This window comes from Streptomyces sp. JLSY215, from assembly GCF_059682825.1.
Genome location: NZ_CM185022.1, coordinates 5,634,055 through 5,653,568, shown reverse-complemented (window position 1 = coordinate 5,653,568; position 19,514 = coordinate 5,634,055). Strand labels below are relative to the sequence as shown.

Here is a 19,514-nt window from a genome sequence, read left to right as displayed (position 1 = left end):
CGAAGGTCCTCAGGGGCCGCGGGGCTACAGCCAGCCCTTGTCGCGGGCCGTGCGGACCGCCTCGGCGCGGTTGCGGGCGCCGGTCTTCTGGATGGCGAGGGAGAGGTAGTTACGGACCGTGCCCTGGGAGAGGCACAGGGCGGCGGCCATCTCGGCGTTGGTGGCGACGTCGGCCATCCGCAGCACCTCGCGCTCCCGGTCGGTCAGCGGGCTGGCGCCGTCGGCGAGCGCGGCCGCGGCCAGGGCCGGGTCGATGACCCGCTCGCCGCGCAGTACGCGTCGTACGGCGTCCGCGAGCCGGGCCGCCGGGGCGTCCTTGACCAGGAAGGCGTCGGCCCCGGACTCCATGGCGCGGCGCAGATAGCCGGGGCGGCCGAAGGTGGTGAGGATGACGATCCGGACGGCGGGGAACTCCGCCCGCAGCGCGGCCGCGGCGTCCAGGCCGCTGCTGCCGGGCATCTCGATGTCCAGCAGGGCGACGTCCACCGCATGGGCGCGGGCCGCCGGGAGTACCTCGTCGCCACGGGCCGCCTGGGCGACGACCTCCAGATCCGGTTCGAGGGACAGCAGGGCGGCCAGCGCCTCGCGGACCATCGACTGGTCCTCGGCGAGGAGAAGTCGTACGGATGTCGGGGGCCGCTCGCCGTCCGGGTCAGTCATGCACCCAGGGTAACGAGCGCATTCGGGGGCCGGTACCGTCCCGGCGTTGACGGAGGGGAGAGCCGTCACGGTGAATCCGGCGGCCTGCGCGGGTGAATACGGGAGCGGGCCGGGGGTCAGGCTTGGCGGGCGGTGGCTCGCCCGATAGCAAGACTGCGGCTTATCAAACGTGAGGGGCAGGACCGCACCGTGAAGAATTCGGCACGCATCAACCATCTGCTCGCAGGCGCCTGCGGGGTGCTCCTGGCGCTGGGCGGCGCGACGCCCGCACTGGCGTGGGACGGGTTCGACGGGGGGTCGGCCAATGGCGACACCTGGGTCGAGATGAACTCCATCCTCCTCTGCAAGCATCGGGCGAGGGTCTGCATCAACGGGCCGGTGAAGAGCGGCAACGTCAAGAACGGCGAGAACATCTACATCGGCGGCTCCGCGAACAACAGCGGCAGCCCCACCATCACCACCGGCGCGTCCGACGCCGGCAACACCGGCAACGGGAACGAGTCGGGCAGCGAGAACAACATGCAGAACCACTGAGCGGGCCTCCGGTGCCCCCTCGGGGGCACCGGGCGTACGAACGCCCCCGGCCCGGGAGATCCCGGGCCGGGGGCGTTTCTGGGCCGGATCCGCGGCGGGATCCCGTCGCCTGTGGTCAGCGCCGGAAGTGGCCGAGGCCGCCGAGGAGCCGCTGGAGGTTGTTGTCGCTGCCCGCGGTGTTGCCCGATGCGGAATTGCCGCTGTTGTTGGAACCGTTCGTGCTGGTGAGATTTCCGCTGTTGTTCGGATTCCCTCTGTTGATGAAATTGCCGCTGTGCCAGCTGTTTCCGCTGCGCACGGGCCCGTTGATGCACGGATGCGGCGATTTGAGCTGCGGCGACTTGTAGTTGAAGTCGGCGAGACGGTTGTCGCACATGGTGTTGGAGACCATGCCCGTCACATCAGCGAGGTCGGCACCCACCGCGGCCTCCAACAGGGACGGCTCGGTCTGGGCACGGGCAGTTCCGGAACCGAGCAGCATGATGCCGCACGCCCCGATCACGCTGCCCGCCTGCACAAGTCTTCTCACGGCGCTCCTCGCCTCGGTCCTCGCGTGTCAGACATATCGTGCTGTCGATGTCCGGGCGCCACGCCGTCGAACCGCAGGAACTCAAACCCTCGATGGGGAATTTCAGCCATGTGGCCCAACGACTCCGGCGGCCGTGCCGGTGGTGCCGCCGCCGGATGGCGCCGGGCCGCCGAGGGGGACGTAGGCCCGCAGGGCGAAGCCGCGGCCCCGTGGTGCGGGGCCGGTCTCCAGGCGGCCGTCGGCGAGCGCGAGGCGTTCGCGCAGGCCGCTGAGGCCGTTGCCGTCGTGCAGGGCGCGGGGCGGGCCCGCGCCGTCGTCGAGCACCGACAGACACAGATAGCGCCGCTCGTCGGATTCCCACTCCTCGGTGAGCAGCAGCTCGCAGTGGCGGGCGCCGCTGTGCCGTACGACATTGGTGGCCGCCTCGCGCAGCGCCCAGGCCAGCGCCCCCTCCTCATCGATGGCGAGGCCGTGCTGCTCGGCCTCCAGGGCCGGGTCGACGGTGACCTCGACACCGGCCGTGCGCAGCGCCGCGCGCACCCCGGCCAGCTCGACGGCGAGCCGCGGCCGGCGGTATCCGGTGACCGCCTCGCGGACGTCGACCAGCGCCTGCCGGCTGACCCGCTCGATGTCGGCGACCTGCTGGGCGGCCTCCTCCGGGGAGGCGGGCAGCATCCGTCCGGCCAGCTCGCTCTTGAGCGTGATCAGGGAGAGGGAGTGGCCGAGCAGGTCGTGCAGATCGCGGGCCAGGCGCAGTCGCTCGTCGTTGGCGGCGAGGCGGGCGACCTCCTCGCGGGCGGCGCGGAGTTCGGCCGTCGTACGGATCAGATGCTGCACCCCGACCATGGCGAAGCCGCTCAGCAGGCAGGGCAGGGCATAGGCGAAGAGGTAGATCCGCACGTTTTCGTAGCGCATCCCGATGACGACGAGCGCGGCGGTCAGCGCCGGGATGGCCCACCGCGACAGGGAGAAGGGCAGCGTCACCGCGGCGGCGACGCAGACGAAGGTGAACAGCACCAGCCAGTTGGAGCCGAGCGTGGAGGACAGGAACCCGGCGAGCACCGCCAGGAAGGCCACCAGCCAGCGCACCAGGTGTCCGTGCGTCGGCAGATGGATCATGTGCCGGAAGACCAGGGCGTAGTAGACGCCCACGAAGACGAGGAGCCCGCTCCAGCCCAGCGCCTCGTGGGACGCGGACATCGTGCCGTCGAGCAGCTGCCCCACGGGACCGGCCAGGTAGAGGAACCAGATGGCGATCCAGATGGACTTGGTCAGCCGCTGCCTGCGGTTGCGGGGGGCCATCCCGATCATGACCGGGTTCCGCCCGGCCTCCGGCGCGTTCATGCCTTGCGGGTGTCCTTCCGGTAGAGCCAGGCCGCGCCACCGGCGAAGACCAGCAGATAGCCGGCCAGGATGGCCACGTCCTTCAGATGCGGCGCGCCTCCGGCCTCGACCGCGGTGCCGAGTGCGGCGTAGGCATGCGTCGGCAGCCACTCCGCGATGTTCTGGACCCACTCCGGCAGGATCGTCAGCGGCATCCACAGGCCGCCGAGGAACGCCAGGCCGAAGTAGATGAGCATCGCGATCGGGCGGACCGCGTCACCGGTGGCCATATAGCCGATGGCGACGCCCAGGGCGGCGAAGACGAAGCTGCCGAGCCAGGTGCCGCCCGCGATGGCTATCCACTGCCAGGCCTCGAGCCGGACGCCCTTGACCGCGGCGGCGACGATCATGACCAGCACGATCGAGGGGAGGCTGACGGTCGCCGCGGCGCCCATCTTGGCGGCGACATATCCACGGCCGGGCAGGGCCGTCAGCCGCAGCTGGCGCACCCACCCCTTCTCGCGCTCCTTGGCGATGCGCTCGCTGTTGCCCAGCAGAACGGCCGTCATGGCACCGAATGCTGCCATGGACACCATGAAATAGAGGCCCATGTCCAGCTTCATACCGGGGATCGGCTTGCTGTCCGCACCGCCCGCGATGATCAGATACAGCGCCGGCGGATAGATCACCGAGAAGAACATGAACTTCCCGTTGCGCAGCGCGCGGACGATCTCGAGCTTGATCAGGGTGGTCATCGGGCCGCCTCCTCGGCGGTGGCGGGGGTCGCGTCGGATGCCGTGGTGATGGCGATGAAGGCCTGCTCCAGGCCGAGGCCGGAGACCTCGAGATTGCGGGGGTAGAGGCCGAGGCCGTAGAGCGCATGCACGGTCGCGTCGGCGTCCTGGGACTGGATGCGGACCGTACGCCCCGAGCCCGCGGCGGAGCCGGCGTCGGACACGGACAGGGAGGTCAGGAACGGCAGGCCCGACAGTGCATCGTGGTCGATCGGCCCCTCCAGGTCGAAGGTGATCCGGCGGGCGCCGGCCCGCGCCTTGATCTCGGCGGCCGTGCCGTCGGCCAGCACCCGGCCCCGGTGCAGCACTATGACCCGGTCGGCGATCTCGTCGGCCTCTTCGAGGTAGTGGGTGGCGAAGAGGACCGTACGGCCCTCCTGGGCCTGCCGGCGCATCGCGCCCCAGAAGGTCTGCCGGGAGGAGACGTCCATGCCGGTGGTCGGCTCGTCCAGAACGATCAGGTCGTTGGCGCCGGCGGTGGCGAGGGCGAAGCGCACCCGCTGCTCCTGGCCGCCGGAGAGCTTGTCGACGAGGCGGTCGGCGATGTCCGTGATGCCGGCGGTGGCCAGGATCTGGTCGACGGGATGGCCATGGGGATGCAGATCGCGGGCCAGCCTCACCAGCTCCTTGACCTTCACCCCCTCCATCAGGCCGCCGCTCTGCAGCATCGCGCCGACCTTGCCCTGCGCTATCGCGCGCTGCGGGGTCGTCCCGAACAGCGAGAGGCTGCCGGAGTCGGGGCTGCGCAGCCCCAGGAGCAGGTCGAGGGTGGAGGACTTGCCGGCGCCGTTCGGCCCCAGGAGGGCGACGGTCTCGCCCGGGTACAGCTCCAGGTCCAGATCGGCCACCGCGCGCACCGCGCCGTAGCTTTTGCTCACTCCCCGGAAGCTGACCACGGGCGCCGGGCCCGCGGCCTGCGCGGTGCCGGCTGTGGAGGTGGCTGTCGTCGTCATGCCATTGAGCTTCCGGCATCCGCGGGCCGACCGGCAGTGTCGTGTGTAGGGACTCTGTCATGACATCTGTCATGGGTGAGGCCCCCTAGGGGATTCCCTGAGGAATCCCCCGAGGGGGCCTCCACCTGCACTTCTGCCACCGTCACAGGACGCCCGTCATAGGACGCCCGTCACGGAACGCCCGTCACCGCGCCACCGTCACGGGGCGTCGGCGCCGATCGTCTGGACCCGCTCGGCGGGCGTGCGCCCCTGCAGCGCCTTGCCCACCGCGCTCGCCACCATGTTGACGGTGACCGGCTTCTTGGCGCCGCTGCCGGTGGTGACCGTCACGCCGTTGAACAGGTCGCCGTAGAGCTGCCGGAGGGCCGGCAGGTCGTACTTCAGCGTCAGCTTGCCCTGGGGGTCGGGCGCGATCGAAAGGAACTTCGGGATCGACTTCTGCGGGCTGAAGGCGACCGAGTGCGTCGCGTCCGTACGGACCGTCACCAGGCCGGACATCGCGGGCTCGGCGTAGAGCTTCATCGCCTCGTCCACCGCGGCCTTGCTGACCTTCGGCTGCTGGGTGGTGGCGGCCAGCGCGACGGGGGTGTCGGTGCCGGTCGAGGCGCGTTCGCGGTACGCGTCGGAGATCTTGGTCTTGGACGCGGCGGTGTCGACCGACTTGTACGGGGCTCCGTAGTGCGGCACGGCCTTGCCGTTCTCGAAGGTGATCCCGCCGTCCTTGGCGCCGCCCGCGGACCCCGCCACGCTCTGCAGCGCGACCCCGAGCTTCTCCTGGTCGACGATCATCGTCGGGCTGGCGACACGGGTGCCGCCGAACAGCGAGCCGATGACGGAGACGGGGTTGTAGTCCCGTCCGGCGGCATTGCGGACCGTGGCCTGCAGGTCGATGTCCAGACCGGCCTGTGCGGGCTGGAGCGTGACGGGCCGGCCGCCGACGGTGAGCTTGAGCGGCGCGGTCCGCCGGTCCCCCAGCTCCTTCTCCAGCTGCTTGACGGCGTCGTCCTTCGTCATGCCGCCGATGTCGACGCCGAGCGCGGTGGTGCCGTTGGGCACATCGGCGTGGTCGAGCAGCAGACCGGCGCCGTAGGCGACACCGACCAGGGCCACCAGGCCGACGCCCGCCAGGACGATCTTGTTGCGGCCCTTCTTGGCGGGCTTGATCGGCTCGGGGATCTTGCGGCGCGGCGGCGTCGCGGCGCTCTCCCCGGCGTCGGCCGGGCCGGACGCGAACGGAGACGGGGCCGACGGGCCGTCGGAGGTCGCCGGAATGCCGCTGACCAGCGTGTCGCCGGAGACCCTCGCTCCGGGCGCACCGTCACCGGCGCCGACGGCCCCGGGGATGCCGCCCTTGCGGCCGCTCTTCTTCGCTGCGCCGGGCGCCGTGGCGGCCGCGCTGCCGGGCAGTCCGCCCGAGATGCCGCCGGTGACGCCGATGCCGCTGCCGGGGCCCGCCAGCGGGGGCGCCGCGGGCTGCGGGGTCAGCTCGGCGGTGTCGTCGGGCCGGGCGGGCGCCCCGGCCTCGGGGTCGCGGAAGCCGGGCGGCAGGCCCAGCGCGCTGTCGCCGCGCGCCGGTCCGGTCGTCGGGCCGGCCGGGGGCGCGGGGGTGCCGGCCGCGCCGGCCATCGGGGAATCGAAGGGGCTGTGCTCACGTGCGGGCGTGGCGGGCCCGTCGAACGGTGAGCCCCCGCCGTGCGCGGCGCCGTCGAACGGCGAGCCGCCGAACGGCGCACCGCCCTGCGGCACCCCGGTGTCGAACGGCGAAGCGCCGCCCGGAGCGGCCTGGCCGTCGGAGAAGTAGGGCAGATCGGGGCGCTGCGGGGGGTTCGCGCCCGAGGGTCCGCGCGGCGGCGTCGTGCCGGAGGGCACGGACGGCGCCGGATGCGACCCGGTGCTCGACGATCCGCCGCCGGCGCCGGAGCCCGGCTTGCGCGGCGCGAACCAGTCGCTCGTCTTGTCGCCGGGGCCGCCCGCGGGCGCGGCGTCCGCCGCCGGGGCCTCGGGCCGCGGGGTGTTCGCCGTACGCTCGGCGCCGCGTTCGGCACCGGGCGCGCCCCGGGACCCGGCGGGGCCGCCGGGTGCGGCCGATGCGTTCATGCCGGACTCCTCACCGACAGGCTTGCGCACGACGACCGGCGGGATGGGGCGGGACCCCGGAATGTTGATCTTGATCCGCGTCGTCAGTGTGGTCTCGGTCTTCGGCTCCTGCGGCTGGGCCGCGGCCTCGTCGGCGTCTCCCCCGGGCGAGCCGTACGGCTGCGTGCCCGAGGGGTACGCGGCTCCGCCACGGCTCTGGGGGCCGGAGGACGAACTGTCAGATTCACGACTCAAAGCAGGTTCTCCCGGTTGGCTCCGCCGCTCGTCAGAGATCCCCGGCCTCAGACCGGGAGGTGCCCCCAGGGCGGCGCGGCGGCGCGCACCACCATACTGTCCGCCGCCGACGGACACCCGAAGAGCGTACGAACACCGCCGGCACGGGCGAACCCCCGGCACCCGAATCGTTCACCGGGGACCGCGCGGCATCCGTCCTGGTATGGACCACGTCATCCGCCAACTGGGCCGTGCGGTACGCCCGTAGCCCGCCGCAGCGCGACGGTGGCACAGATCACAGCCAGAAGGCTGCCGCCCCCCAGGAAGAGCGACGAACTGACGCCGGCGCCGAACAGGAAGTCCCCCTCGGGCCGGACGTTGCCGAGCAGCAGGACCAGGGTCACCAGCCAGCCCGCGCCCGGGATCAGGGCGCCGGCCAGGGTGCCGGTCGCGGTGACCCCGCCGTAGAAGAGCCCGCCGACCCCGGCCAGCGCCAGCAGCAACCCGCCCGGGAACCACGCCGCTTGGACGAGGGTCCCGGCGAGTGCGACCAGCACGCCCGCGACCAGCAACAGCACGTATATGCCGATACGGCCGGGCGTCACCGGCGCGGACATTCCGTTGGCGGGGCGCGGCGGCACGGTGCGCGCGGCGGAGCTGTTGCCGGCGCCGGCCCGTGACCGGCGGGCGCCGTCGGCCCCGTTGGCGCCCTTCGCCCCGTTGGTCCCGTTGGCGCCGTTGCCTGCGCCGCCGCCCTTTCCGTTGCTCATTCCGCGGCCTCCTCGATCCGGACGCTCTCGCCGTTGTCCGCGCCGACGGCGAGGCCCGCGAAGAGATCGTCCTCGCGCTCGCCCTCCGGGACACCCGGTTCGCCGTGCACCAGCTGATAATGCTCGCTGCCGAACAGCGGCTGCCCCAAGTCGTTGGAGAGCGCGAAGAACGGCCCGTCGACCGCGATCTGGGTGTAGTGGGCGCGCATCGCCTCGGCCTTGGCGGCCGCGTGGACCGGGCCGCCGGCGATGGACGCCGTGACATCCGCGTCCGGCACCACGCCCGGGACGTCGTCCACGGAGGCGATCCCGGGGAAGCTGACGCCGGCCGCCGTCAGCCGTGCGAAGCCCTCCTCGACGTCCGAGCGGGCGTTGCAGTTCCAGTAGATCTTCCCGATCGCGTACGCCGGGCCCAGATCGGGCCGGAATTCCGCCTGCCCGGCAAGCTCCGCGCCCCGCATCGCGACGCGGTGCGCCTGGATGTGGTCGGGGTGGCCGTATCCGCCATTCGGGTCATATGCCACGAGGACCTGTGGGCGGATCTCGCGGATGACGGCCACCAGATGGGCGGCGGCCTCGTCGAGATCGGCCTGCCAGAAGGCGTGGGGCCGGTCGTTCTGGGGCGCGCCCATCATTCCGGAGTCGCGGTAGCGGCCGGCGCCGCCGAGGAAGCGGTGGTCGGTGACGCCGAGGGCGGCCATGGCGGCGGCCAGCTCGCCGACGCGGTGCGCGCCGAGGGTGTCGTCGCGGTCGGGTGCGAGATGGGCGAGCTCGGCCGGGATGACCTCGCCCTCTTCTCCGAGTGTGCAGGTCACCAGCGTGACCAGCGCGCCCTCGGCGGCGTACTTGGCCATGGTCACGCCATTGTTGATCGACTCGTCGTCCGGGTGCGCGTGCACCAGCAGCAGGCGGCGAGCAGGGAGGTCACTGCGAGGGGCGGTGGTGGGCGACGGGCGGGAGGTCATGCGGACAGCCTACGAGCCGTCCGCCCCGCCGTCGGTAGGCGATCCCGGTCGCCGTCCATACGCCCGATCGGGGTACGGACGCCCGGCGCCCCCCTGCGCGCGGACACGGGGCGGCCCCACGGCGAGATGCCGGGACGCCGCCCTCCGGAACGCCGCGCGCCGGGACGCGACGCGTCAGAACTTGATGTTGCCGAGCATGCTGGCGACGTTCGTCGTCAGTTGCTTGACCGTCGGGGCGATGGACGAGCTGGCCAGATAGAAGCCCAGCAGCATGCAGACAAACGCATGCGCAGCCTTCAGCCCGGACTTCTTGACAAGCAAGAAGACGATGATCGCCAGCAGCACCACCGCCGAAATCGAGAGTGCCACGGCGGCTCACCTCCAAGTACGCACGGAAGGGACAGAGTTGATGGCACACGGACCGCCTCGACGACCCGCACACCGGGTATGCCATGGGCTCTTTACCCCGTACCCACGACGCGCAAGGGATCATAACTTTCCGTCCGAGCGCATAAGTCGGTGCACGGGAGCAGAGGAGGGGCGCACGCAATCTTCGCGAGTGCGACCACCACGCGTCCACGCCCCTCTAGGCTCGGCGCATGACGACCGGACAGCCTTCCTTTCCCCGGCAGTACGCCCGTACGCAGCGCTTCACACTCGGCGCCCCGCGCGGCTACTCCCTCTCGCCCGACGGCGCCCGCGTCGTCTTCCTCCGCTCCCCCGGCGGCACCGACCGGGCGCAGCGGCTGTGGGTCCTCGACCTGGACGAGGGACGGGAGTTCACGGCCGCCGACCCCGGGACGCTGCTGGCCGGGGCGGACGAGGAACTCACCGCGCAGGAGCGGGCGCGCCGCGAGCGCAGCCGGGAGGGCTCGGCGGGCATCGTCGACTATGCGGTGGACGCCGCGGTGGAGTTGGCGGCGTTCGCCCTCTCCGGCCGGCTCTTCGTCTGCGAGCTGCGGGCCGGCACCACGCGTGAACTCCCGGCCCAGGGACCGGTGGTGGACCCGCGGCCGTCACCGGACGGCCGGCATGTGGCCTATGTGACGGAGGGCCGGCTGCGGGTGATCGCGGCGGACGGCGCGGAGAACGGCAAGGACCTGGTGCTCGCCGAACCGGACGGCAGCGAGGTCACCTGGGGGCTGGCGGAGTTCATCGCCGCCGAGGAGATGGGCCGCCATCGGGGCTACTGGTGGTCCCCGCAGAGCGACCAGGTGCTGGCCGCCCGGGTCGACAACTCCCCGGTGCGGCGCTGGTGGATCGCCGACCCCGCGCATCCGGACCGCGAGCCCGCCCGCGTCGCCTACCCCGCGGCGGGTACCCCCAACGCCGTGGTCACGCTGGCGCTGCTCGGCCTGGACGGCTCCCGTACGGACGTGACCTGGGACCATGAGCGCTACCCGTATCTGGCGCGGGTCCACTGGTCGGCGGCCGGTCCCCCGCTGCTGCTGGTGCAGTCCCGCGATCAGCGCGACCAGCGCTATCTGGCCGTCGACACCGCGACCGGCGCGACCCGCACGGTGCACGAGGACGACGACGAGGCATGGGTCGAGCCGTTCCCCGGGACGCCCGCCTGGACGCCGGACGGCCGCCTCGTACGGATCGCGGACGAGGGCGGGGCGCGCAAGCTGTTCGTGGGGGACCGCCCGCTGACCGGCGCGCCGCTGCACGTCCGCGCCGTACTGGACATCGGCGAGGACGATGTCCTCTTCTCCGCGAGCGGCACGGACATGAAGGACATCGGTGTCTTCCGTGCCTGGTTCCGCGGCAGCGGCGACCAGGGCGGCTGGGAGCGGATCGGCGAGCGGCCGGGGCCGACGGTGTCCTCCGCGGTGCGCGGCGGGGCGGTGATGGTGCTCTCGCAGGCGTCACCGGAGCGGCCCGGCGCCCAGGTCGAGGTGGTCCGGCTCGACGCGGACGGCGGCGAGAAGACGCTCGCCTCGATCGCGTCGTACGCCGAGCGGCCGGTGCTCTCCGCCCGCCCCCGCTTCACGACGGCCGGCGACCGGGAGATCCCGTGCGCGGTGGTGCTGCCCAGCGGCTACCAGGACGGCGACGGCCCGCTGCCGGTGCTGCTCGACCCGTACGGCGGTCCGCACGGCCAGCGGGTCGTCGCCGCGCACAACGCCTATCTGACGTCCCAGTGGTTCGCCGACCAGGGGTTCGCGGTGCTGGTCGCGGACGGCCGGGGCACCCCGGGGCGCTCGCCCGGCTGGGAGAAGGCGGTGTCCAGGAACCTCGCCTCGGTCGTTCTGGAGGACCAGGTCGACGCGCTCCAGGCATTGGCCGGATCCTTTCCCTTCGACCTGGGGCGGGTTGCGATCCGGGGCTGGTCGTTCGGCGGCTATCTGGCGGGGCTCGCCGCGCTGCGCCGCCCGGATGTCTTCCATGCCGCGGTGGTGGGCGCGCCGGTCACCGATCTGCGGCTGTACGACACCCACTATCAGGAGCGGTACCTGGGGCACCCGGAGGAGGAGCCCGCGGTCTACGCCGAGAATTCGCTGGTCACGGACGAGGGGCTGTCGGGGGCGGTGGAGCCGCACCGGCCGCTGCTGATCGTGCACGGGCTGGCGGACGACAATGTGGTGGTGGCGCACTCGCTGCGGCTGTCGGCCGCACTGCTCGCGGCGGGCCGCCCGCACGAGGTGCTGCCGCTGTCCGGCGTGACCCATATGACCCCCCAGGAGCAGGTGGCCGAAAATCTGCTGCTCCTCGAAGTGGACTTCCTCAAGAGGTCGCTGGGGATGGAGTGACGGGGCGGCGGGCCCCCGGGGACTTACCAGCCGGGCGGGAGCGTGGACGGCGGGGGCGGGGCGTGCGGCGGCCGCTCCTCGCCCGGGGAGGCGCCGTACGCCGCAGCGACCGCGTCCCGGCTCTCGTCCCGCACCCCGGGCCAGGCCGCCACGACGACCGCGGCCAGCCCGGCCGCGGCCACCCACAGCGCGGTGCCGAGCTCCAGCTGGGCCGCACCGGGCAGCACCGGGAAGCGGTCCAGCTGCCCGGTGCGGCCGGCGAAGGCGAGCGCCGCGGCCGCCTGGGCGAACAGCAGCGCCCCGGCCGCCACGGCCGCGGGCCGGGACCAGGACGCCCGCCGGAGCGCGGCGGCGGCGCCCGTCAGGGCCAGCAGCGCGAGCGCCGCCGCCTGCCAGTGCACCGGGGGCTGCAGCAGCGCCCGGAAGACGGAGGCATCGCCCAGCAGCCCCTTGCGGTACGTGCCCCAGTCGAGCCGCAGCCACCAGTGGACCTCCCAGGCGGCGACGGCCAGCCCGGCGGTGCCCAGGAGGGCGCCGAGCGTGCCGGCCGGTCCCCGGCGCGGCCGGCCGGGCGCGCCGCCGGACTCCTCGTACGGCAGACGGTGGACCACGCCGTACGCCGTCCGCGTCACACCGCGCAGGTCCCGGTCCGCGCTCCGGTCCGGCCGGCGGCCCGCCGCGACCGCGACGACGAGCACCACGGCCAGCGCGATCTGGGTGCCGGCGGTCAGCTGGGCCCGCCCGGTGAGCCCGCTCTCCAGGCCCTGCAGCCAGTCCGCGCCCAGGACCCACAGCAGCGGGAGCCGCATCAGTGCCGTGGCCGTCGCGAGGGCGAGCAGCGCGCCCGTGGCCACCGAGGCGGCGGCGCGCAGCGCGGCGACCGCGGCGGTGAGCGCGCCGAGCACCAGCAGCGGATCGAGGGCGGAGGTGGCCCAGGCGGTGAACTCCGCGGGCCGGCGGGCGTCGCCCAGCCACGTCCACCACAGGTCGGCGGGCCGCTGGGCGATCCCGAGGTCCCGGACGATCCAGGCGACGCTCAGCAGCGCCAGCAGCAGACAGGCGAGCGCGCCGATGCCGCGCGCGCCGCCGCCGAGACCGCTCTTCTCATGGGTGGACACGGCCCGCCCCCGTCCGCGTCGATGCGCCTCGCCGTCCTCGGCGCCCGCCGGTGCGAGGGCGCCCACCGCAGGTGTACTCCACGCGGCGGAGCGGGACAACACATACGCCTGTGCCGAGGTGGCGGCGACCGGCGGAACGGCGACCGGCCGGGGGGCCGTCTGACGGTCCCCGGCCGGTCCACGGCACCCGCACGGCCGTACGTTGTTCATCATTCCGCGTCCGTATATCGGTGCTGCGACGGTGAAGTTGCCGTTTTGTTAAAGAAGTTCGGAGCGATATGTCTCGCATGCCGTACATGGCCACGCACTGTCAAGCACGTGTATGCGTCAATCTGCGTAATCTTCGCTCAAGAAGCGGACGACCTGCACACCAGCACACCGCATACCCTTGACTCCGCCATAAATCACTTGCGAAAGTCGCGCTCATCCAGACGGCGCGCATCTGCGCCGCATCATGTTCCAAAAGAACTCGGCGCGGGGGCACTTCGCGATGACTAGTCCATCCCAGACCGCGGTGACCAAGACCGATATCCCGGGTCCGGGCGCCGACGGTGTGCGTTCCAAGAAAGGCCGTAAGGACGGTTCGCTGACGGGCCGCTCGCCGGGCCAGCTGATGTGGGCGCGCTTCAAGCGCGACCGGACCGGCATCATCAGCGCCTGCATCGTGCTGTTCTTTTTCGCGATCGGAGCGCTGGCCCCGGTCATTTCCAAGATCTACGGCAAGGACCCCTGGACCCAGTACGGTCTGGACACCCCGGGCCTGATGATCAACCAGTATCCCGCCGGCCCCAATGGCGGCATCTCCTCGGACTTCTGGTTCGGCATCGAACCGAGCCTGGGCCGCGATGTGTTCATGCAGCTGCTCTACGGCATCCGCAACACCCTGGGGCTGGCGGTGGCCATCACCCTGGTCTCGGTGCTCACCGCGATCGTGCTGGGCGTCGCCGCCGGCTACTTCGGCGGCCGCACCGACTACTTCATCGGCCGGTTCATCGACCTGCTGATGGCCTTCCCCAACCAGCTGTTCTACGTCGCCTTCGTCCCGGTCGTGAGCGCCATCTTCGTCGCCCCCGCGGACGAGATGCCTTTCTGGCTGCGCGTGACGATCATCGTTCTCGTGATGTGGTTCCTGGGTTGGATGAGTTTGGCCCGGCTGCTGCGTGGACAGGTCCTCTCCCTGCGCGAGCGGGAATACATCGAGGCCGCCCGGATCAGCGGCGCCTCTCCCTGGCGGATCATCCGGCGTGAACTGATCCCGAATGTGATGACGCCGATCCTGGTGCAGACGACCTACATGCTGCCGAACTTCGTGACCTCCATCGCGGGGCTCTCCTTCCTCGGTGTCGGTCTCGTCGAGCCGACCCCGGACTGGGGCCGGATGTTCGCGAATGCGGCCGACTATTACCGGAACGACATCACCTATTTGTTCTTCCCCGGCCTTGCGATGGTCCTTTTCATCGTCGCGTTCAACCTGCTCGGGGACTCGGTCCGGGACGCCTTCGACCCCAAGAGGGCTCGGTAATTCCGTTTCACGGGGGTGCTGCCACCCCAGCACCGCATCAGTCAGGCAGCAGCAACGGATCTACGACAGGCAGGTGCATTCATCACCATGAGCAATGTCCGTATGCGCAGAGCGCAGGCCGCGATCGTCGCGCTGACCGCCGGGGCGCTGGCCCTGACCGCGTGCAGCGCCGGCGCCAAGCAGGGCGCGTCCGACGACGACGCCCGCCGGAACGCCGAGAAGCAGCGCGCCCAGATCACCTTCGGTGACGCGGCCGCGTCCAAGGGACCGGCCGAGCCGGTGCCCGGTGCCACCCCGGGCGGCACCATCACGGTCTACCAGCGTGACACCTACGCCCACCTGGACCCGGCGCAGCAGTACGTCTCCGACATGGGCACCCTCTCGACGCTGCTCACCCGCCGGCTGACGACGTACCACCTGGACAACAACGGCAAGTACACCGTCGTCGGTGACCTCGCCACGGACAGCGGCCAGAAGTCCGACGGCGGCAAGACCTGGACGTACAAGCTCAAGGACGGCATCAAGTTCGAGGACGGCAAGCCGATCACCTCGGCCGACATCCGCCACAGCGTCGAGCGGACGTTCGCCAACTTCATCTCCAGCGGCCCGACGTACCTCCAGCGCTGGCTGGCGGACTCGAGTTCGACGAGCGGCTACCGCAAGCTCCTCCCCGGCGGCCCCTACGGCGGGAAGCACCTGCCCGCGAGCGTCCTGGACACGCCGGACGACAAGACCATCGTCTTCCACTTCAAGAAGCCGGTCGGTGACCTGCCCTACGCCCTGGCGATGACGGGCTACGGCGCGGTCGAGAAGGCCAAGGACACCAAGGAGAAGTACGACAGGGCCCCGGTCTCCTCGGGCCCGTACAAGATCCAGCCCGGGTCGTTCAAGAACGGCAAGGGCATCACGCTGGTCAAGAACACCAACTGGGACCCGAAGACCGACATCTCGCGGCACCAGTACGTCGACAAGTTCGACATCCAGTTCAGCGTGTCCTTCCCCCAGTCCACCCAGCGCCTGATGGCCGACAACGCGGACAACCAGACCGCGGTCAGCTTCAACAACCAGGTGGACGCCGCCAGCATGCTGCAGGTCGCCAACGACCCGAAGATCAAGGCCCGTTCGACCTCCGGCTACCAGCCCTACGTCGGCGTGATGAACTTCAACATGCGGCGCCTGAAGGACAAGAAGGTCCGCGAGGCCATCGCCTACGCGATGCCGACCAAGGCCATCCTCGACCAGTACGGCACCCCGGGCGGCGGTGAGCTCGCCGGCAGCTACATCAGCCCGACGCTGACCGGCTTCAAGGGGATCGACCCCTACGGCAAGCTCAAGAAGCCGATGGGCGACATCGAGAAGGCCAAGAAGCTCCTGAAGGAAGCCGGCAAGACCGGCATGAAGCTGACCTACGCCCACAACACGGCGACCGAGCCCCTGAAGTACTCCGTCAAGGTGGTCGACAACCTCAAGAAGGCCGGCTTCGACGTCCAGAACAAGGAACTGCCGCCGGACACCTACTACGACATCATCGGCAAGACGGACAACAAGTTCGACGTCTACCCCTCGGCGTGGGGCGCGGACTGGCCGAGCTCGCTGACGGTGCTGCCCCCCGTGTACGACGGCCGGCAGATCCAGGACGGCGGCACCAACTACTCGCTGTACAACAGCCCGGAAACCAACAAGGAGATCGACCGGATCTCCCAGGAGACCGACCAGAAGAAGGCCGCGGAGGAGTGGTTCGCGCTCGGCGAGAAGATCCTCAAGAACGACCTCCCGCAGATCCCGACCTTCTACTACAAGCAGATCCAGCTGCACGGTTCCAAGGTCGGCGGTGTCGTGAACAACGACATCATCTCCTCCGTCGACCCGACCAAGATGTACGTCAAGAAGTAACCGCGCACCCCTGACGGTTACCCCGGCGCCGGTGTGCCTGCCCCAGAGGGCGGGCACACCGCGCCCGCCCCCACCCTCCACACTTCCGCCGCCCCACGAGAGCTGCGATCTGCCATGCTTCGATTCCTCGTCCGCCGGTCTCTCGGCGCGATCGTGATCTTGCTGCTCATCAGCGCCTTCACGTTCTTCCTCTTCTTCGCCGCCCCAAGGGATCCCGCGCTGCTGGCCTGCGGACGGAACTGCGGCCCCGACGCACTCGCGATCATCCACAAGAACCTGGGGCTCGACCAGCCGGTCCCGGTGCAGTACTGGCACTTCATGTCCGGCATCATCACCGGCCGCGACTTCGCCCAAGGGCCGTGCCCCGCACCGTGCTTCGGCTACTCCTTCGCCACCGGCGACGCGGTGTGGAACACCATCGTCGACCGCTTCCCGATCACCATGTCGCTGACCATCGGCGCCGCCGCGGTCTTCCTGTTCGTGGGACTGGCCACCGGCCTGCTCGCCGCCTGGAAGCAGGGCTCGGTGCTCGACAAGGTCTTCAGCTCCGTCTCGCTGGTGCTCAGCTCGATGCAGATCTACTTCATCGGCCCGATCGTGCTGGCGTTGCTCGTCTACAACACCAATCTGCTGGGACAGCCGAAATACGTGCCCATCACGGAGAATCCCGTGGGCTGGTTCATGGGCCTGCTGATCCCGTGGTGCGTCCTGTCGATCATCTTCACCGCGCAGTACACCCGTATGGCGCGCTCCGCGATGATCGAGCAGCTGCAGGAGGAACACGTCCGGATGGCGCGCGCCAAGGGGATGTCCGCCGCGACGGTCTTCTTCCGCTACGCCTGGCGGGGTTCGCTGATCCCCATCGTCACCATCTTCGGCATCGACCTGGGCTCGCTCTTCGGCGGCGCCATGATCACCGAGGTGACGTTCTCGCTGCCGGGTCTGGGCACCCTGTCGATGGAGTCGGTGCTCCGGACCGATCTGCCCACGGTCATGGGCGTGATGCTGTTCGCGGCCACGTTCATCGTCCTGTTCAACATCATCGTGGACGCGACGTACGCCCTCATCGACCCGCGCGTGCGCCTGTCCTAGGAGAGTCTGAAGTGACCACATCCCTCACGAAGACCGAGGACGCGCCGGTCCCGACCGGATCGGACCCCTTCCTCTCCGTCCGCGACCTGCATGTGCGGTTCTCCACCGAGGACGGCATCGTCAAGGCGGTCGACGGCCTCTCCTTCGACCTCGAACGCGGCCAGACGCTGGGCATCGTCGGCGAGTCCGGCTCCGGCAAGTCCGTCACCAACCTCGCCGTCCTGGGCCTGCACAACCCCAAGTCGACGGATATCTCGGGCGACATCACGCTGGACGGCCAGGCGTTGACGGGAGCCAGGGAGAAGACCCTGGAAAAGCTCCGCGGCAACAAGATGGCCATGATCTTCCAGGACGCGCTGACCGCGCTCTCGCCGTACTACACGGTGGGCCGGCAGATCGCGGAGCCGTTCATCAAGCACACCGGCGCGAGCAAGCGCGAGGGCCGGCAGCGGGCGATCGAAATGCTGACCAAGGTCGGCATTCCGCAGCCGAATCTGCGCGTCGACGACTATCCGCACCAGTTCTCCGGCGGTATGCGCCAGCGCGCCATGATCGCCATGGCGCTGGTCTGCAACCCCGAACTGCTGATCGCGGACGAGCCGACCACCGCGCTGGACGTCACCGTGCAGGCGCAGATCCTGGACCTGCTCAAGGACCTCCAGCAGGAGTTCGGCTCCGCGATCATCCTGATCACCCATGACCTGGGCGTGGTCGCCAACACCGCGGACGACCTGCTGGTGATGTACGCCGGGCGGGCGGTGGAGCGCGGCTCGGTCAGGGACATCCTCACCCGGCCCCAGCACCCCTACACCTGGGGCCTGCTGAGCTCGATGCCGCGGCTGTCCTCGGACGTCAACGAGGCGCTGCACCCGATCCCCGGCGCCCCGCCGAGCCTGCTCAATCCGCCCACCGGCTGCGCCTTCCACCCGCGCTGCGGCTTCGTCGACCAGGTCGACGGTACGCAGTGCGCCGAGGACCGGCCGTCGCTGGCGCTCGGCCGCGCCGCCGCCTGCCATCTGAGCGCCGAGCAGAAGCAGACCTTCTTCACCGAGCAGATCAAGCCCCGGCTGGGCTAGGGAGCCATCACCATGACCGACAACGTCACTCTCCCCACGCCCCGCGATACGGCGCCCGCCCTGGGCGAGCCGCTGCTCACCGCCGAGGGGCTGACCAAGCACTTCCCGATCTACGGCGGCTTCCCGTTCAAGCGGCGGGTCGGCGCGGTCCAGGCCGTCGACGGCCTGGACCTGACCGTGCACGCCGGCGAGAGCTTCGGCCTGGTCGGCGAGTCGGGCTGCGGAAAGTCCACCACCGGGCGGCTGCTGACCCGTCTGATGGAGCCGACCTCCGGCACGATCACGTACGCGGGCCGGGACATCACGCGCGCCACCCGCAAGGAGCTGGCGCCGGTCCGCTCCGAGATCCAGATGATCTTCCAGGACCCGTATGCCTCGCTGAACCCGCGGCAGACGGTCGGCACCATCATCGGCGGCCCGATGGAGATCAACGGGATCAATCCGCCCGGCGGCCGGGAGAAGCGGATCCGCGAGCTCCTGGAGACCGTGGGTCTCAACCCGGAGCACTACAACCGCTTCCCGCACGAGTTCTCCGGCGGCCAGCGCCAGCGCATCGGCGTCGCCCGCGCGCTGGCCCTGGAACCGAAGCTGATCGTCGCCGACGAGCCGGTCTCGGCCCTCGACGTCTCGATCCAGGCGCAGGTCGTCAACCTGCTCCAGAAGCTCCAGCGCGAGCTGGGCATCGCGTTCCTCTTCATCGCCCATGACCTGGCGATCGTGCGGCACTTCAGCGAGCGGGTCGCGGTGATGTACCTCGGCAAGATCGTCGAGGTGGGCACCCGTGACGAGATCTACCACCGCCCGCGCCACCCGTACACCCACGCGCTGCTCTCCGCCGTCCCGGAGGCCACGCTGGTGGACGACGAGAGCGAGGCCCGCGAGCGGATCCGCCTCGCCGGTGATGTCCCCTCCCCCGTCAACCCGCCGTCCGGCTGCCGCTTCCGCACCCGCTGCTGGAAGGCCCAGGAGAAGTGCGCGACGGAGCAGCCGCCGCTGGTCCAGATCTCCGGGAACGCGGCCGGGCATCTGACGGCCTGCCACTTCCCGGAGGAGCCGACGACCGCGGCGCGGGGCGAGGACATCGTCCTGGACCCGGCGCTGGCGGCCATCGAGGAGGCGGCCGCGGAGGGTCCGGCCGGCGCCGACGAGAAGGGCACGACCGGCAAGAGCCTGTAACGACCCGTCGTACGTGGGGGTGTCCGGCCGCGCGGGCCGGGCACCC

The 19,514-nt window shown here is 70.9% G+C and carries 17 protein-coding genes; 7 read left to right on the top strand and 10 right to left on the bottom strand.

Annotated features, from left to right (window positions below; genetic code table 11):
- Positions 1 to 24: 24 nt before the first annotated feature.
- A complete protein-coding gene (locus AC5677_RS25400; protein ID WP_497190235.1) occupies positions 25 to 660 on the bottom strand; it encodes a response regulator transcription factor in 636 nt (211 codons plus the stop codon).
- Between the two features lie 189 nt (positions 661 to 849).
- On the opposite strand from AC5677_RS25400, the gene AC5677_RS25395 reads away from it, so the two are divergent.
- Positions 850 to 1,194: a hypothetical protein gene (locus AC5677_RS25395; RefSeq protein ID WP_497190234.1), complete on the top strand. Its 345-nt coding sequence runs from the start codon at positions 850 to 852 to the stop codon at positions 1,192 to 1,194.
- 115 nt (positions 1,195 to 1,309) lie between these two features.
- On the opposite strand, the gene AC5677_RS25390 is transcribed toward AC5677_RS25395, so the two are convergent.
- From AC5677_RS25390 to AC5677_RS25355, 8 genes are all read right to left on the bottom strand, one after another.
- Positions 1,310 to 1,711: a hypothetical protein gene (locus AC5677_RS25390; protein ID WP_497196752.1), complete on the bottom strand. Its 402-nt coding sequence runs from the start codon at positions 1,709 to 1,711 to the stop codon at positions 1,310 to 1,312.
- A gap of 114 nt (positions 1,712 to 1,825) precedes the next feature.
- Positions 1,826 to 3,067: a sensor histidine kinase gene (locus AC5677_RS25385; RefSeq protein WP_497190233.1), complete on the bottom strand. Its 1,242-nt coding sequence runs from the start codon at positions 3,065 to 3,067 to the stop codon at positions 1,826 to 1,828.
- Positions 3,064 to 3,801: an ABC transporter permease gene (locus tag AC5677_RS25380; RefSeq protein ID WP_497190232.1), complete on the bottom strand. Its 738-nt coding sequence runs from the start codon at positions 3,799 to 3,801 to the stop codon at positions 3,064 to 3,066. Before AC5677_RS25380 ends, AC5677_RS25385 begins: the two co-directional genes overlap by 4 nt.
- Positions 3,798 to 4,793: an ABC transporter ATP-binding protein gene (locus tag AC5677_RS25375; protein WP_497190231.1), complete on the bottom strand. Its 996-nt coding sequence runs from the start codon at positions 4,791 to 4,793 to the stop codon at positions 3,798 to 3,800. Before AC5677_RS25375 ends, AC5677_RS25380 begins: the two co-directional genes overlap by 4 nt.
- Positions 4,794 to 4,991: 198 nt before the next feature.
- Positions 4,992 to 7,124: a hypothetical protein gene (locus AC5677_RS25370; protein WP_497190230.1), complete on the bottom strand. Its 2,133-nt coding sequence runs from the start codon at positions 7,122 to 7,124 to the stop codon at positions 4,992 to 4,994.
- Positions 7,125 to 7,336: 212 nt separating this feature from the next.
- Positions 7,337 to 7,873: a DUF6113 family protein gene (locus AC5677_RS25365; RefSeq protein WP_497190229.1), complete on the bottom strand. Its 537-nt coding sequence runs from the start codon at positions 7,871 to 7,873 to the stop codon at positions 7,337 to 7,339.
- Entirely contained in the window at positions 7,870 to 8,838 is a 969-nt protein-coding gene (gene mshB / locus AC5677_RS25360; protein WP_497190228.1) for an N-acetyl-1-D-myo-inositol-2-amino-2-deoxy-alpha-D-glucopyranoside deacetylase, read from the bottom strand. The genes AC5677_RS25365 and mshB overlap by 4 nt, the downstream gene beginning before the upstream one ends.
- Before the next feature lie 174 nt (positions 8,839 to 9,012).
- Positions 9,013 to 9,207, bottom strand: a complete 195-nt coding sequence (locus AC5677_RS25355) for a hypothetical protein (RefSeq protein WP_046926170.1) — start codon at positions 9,205 to 9,207, stop codon at positions 9,013 to 9,015.
- A 230-nt stretch (positions 9,208 to 9,437) separates the two neighbouring features.
- Here AC5677_RS25355 and AC5677_RS25350 point away from each other — a divergent pair, with 230 nt between their 5' ends.
- Positions 9,438 to 11,591 carry a S9 family peptidase gene (locus tag AC5677_RS25350; protein WP_497190227.1) on the top strand — a complete coding sequence of 718 codons (2,154 nt, stop codon included), beginning with the start codon at positions 9,438 to 9,440 and terminating at the stop codon, positions 11,589 to 11,591.
- 23 nt (positions 11,592 to 11,614) lie between these two features.
- On the opposite strand, the gene AC5677_RS25345 is transcribed toward AC5677_RS25350, so the two are convergent.
- Complete coding sequence (locus tag AC5677_RS25345) at positions 11,615 to 12,775, bottom strand: hypothetical protein (protein ID WP_497190226.1); 1,161 nt, start codon at positions 12,773 to 12,775, stop codon at positions 11,615 to 11,617.
- A 424-nt stretch (positions 12,776 to 13,199) separates the two neighbouring features.
- On the opposite strand from AC5677_RS25345, the gene AC5677_RS25340 reads away from it, so the two are divergent.
- The 5 genes from AC5677_RS25340 (at position 13,200) to AC5677_RS25320 (ending at position 19,468) form a co-directional block, all read left to right on the top strand.
- Complete coding sequence (locus AC5677_RS25340) at positions 13,200 to 14,231, top strand: ABC transporter permease (protein WP_497190225.1); 1,032 nt, start codon at positions 13,200 to 13,202, stop codon at positions 14,229 to 14,231.
- 87 nt (positions 14,232 to 14,318) lie between these two features.
- Positions 14,319 to 16,124 (top strand): ABC transporter substrate-binding protein, encoded by a 1,806-nt coding sequence (locus AC5677_RS25335; protein ID WP_497190224.1) that lies wholly within the window; start codon positions 14,319 to 14,321, stop codon positions 16,122 to 16,124.
- Positions 16,125 to 16,238: 114 nt separating this feature from the next.
- Complete coding sequence (locus AC5677_RS25330) at positions 16,239 to 17,216, top strand: ABC transporter permease (protein ID WP_497190223.1); 978 nt, start codon at positions 16,239 to 16,241, stop codon at positions 17,214 to 17,216.
- 11 nt (positions 17,217 to 17,227) lie between these two features.
- The gene (locus AC5677_RS25325) at positions 17,228 to 18,292 is read left to right on the top strand and encodes an ABC transporter ATP-binding protein (protein WP_497190222.1); all 1,065 of its coding nucleotides are present in this window, start codon (positions 17,228 to 17,230) and stop codon (positions 18,290 to 18,292) included.
- Between the two features lie 12 nt (positions 18,293 to 18,304).
- Positions 18,305 to 19,468 (top strand): ABC transporter ATP-binding protein, encoded by a 1,164-nt coding sequence (locus AC5677_RS25320; RefSeq protein ID WP_497190221.1) that lies wholly within the window; start codon positions 18,305 to 18,307, stop codon positions 19,466 to 19,468.
- Positions 19,469 to 19,514: the final 46 nt, after the last annotated feature.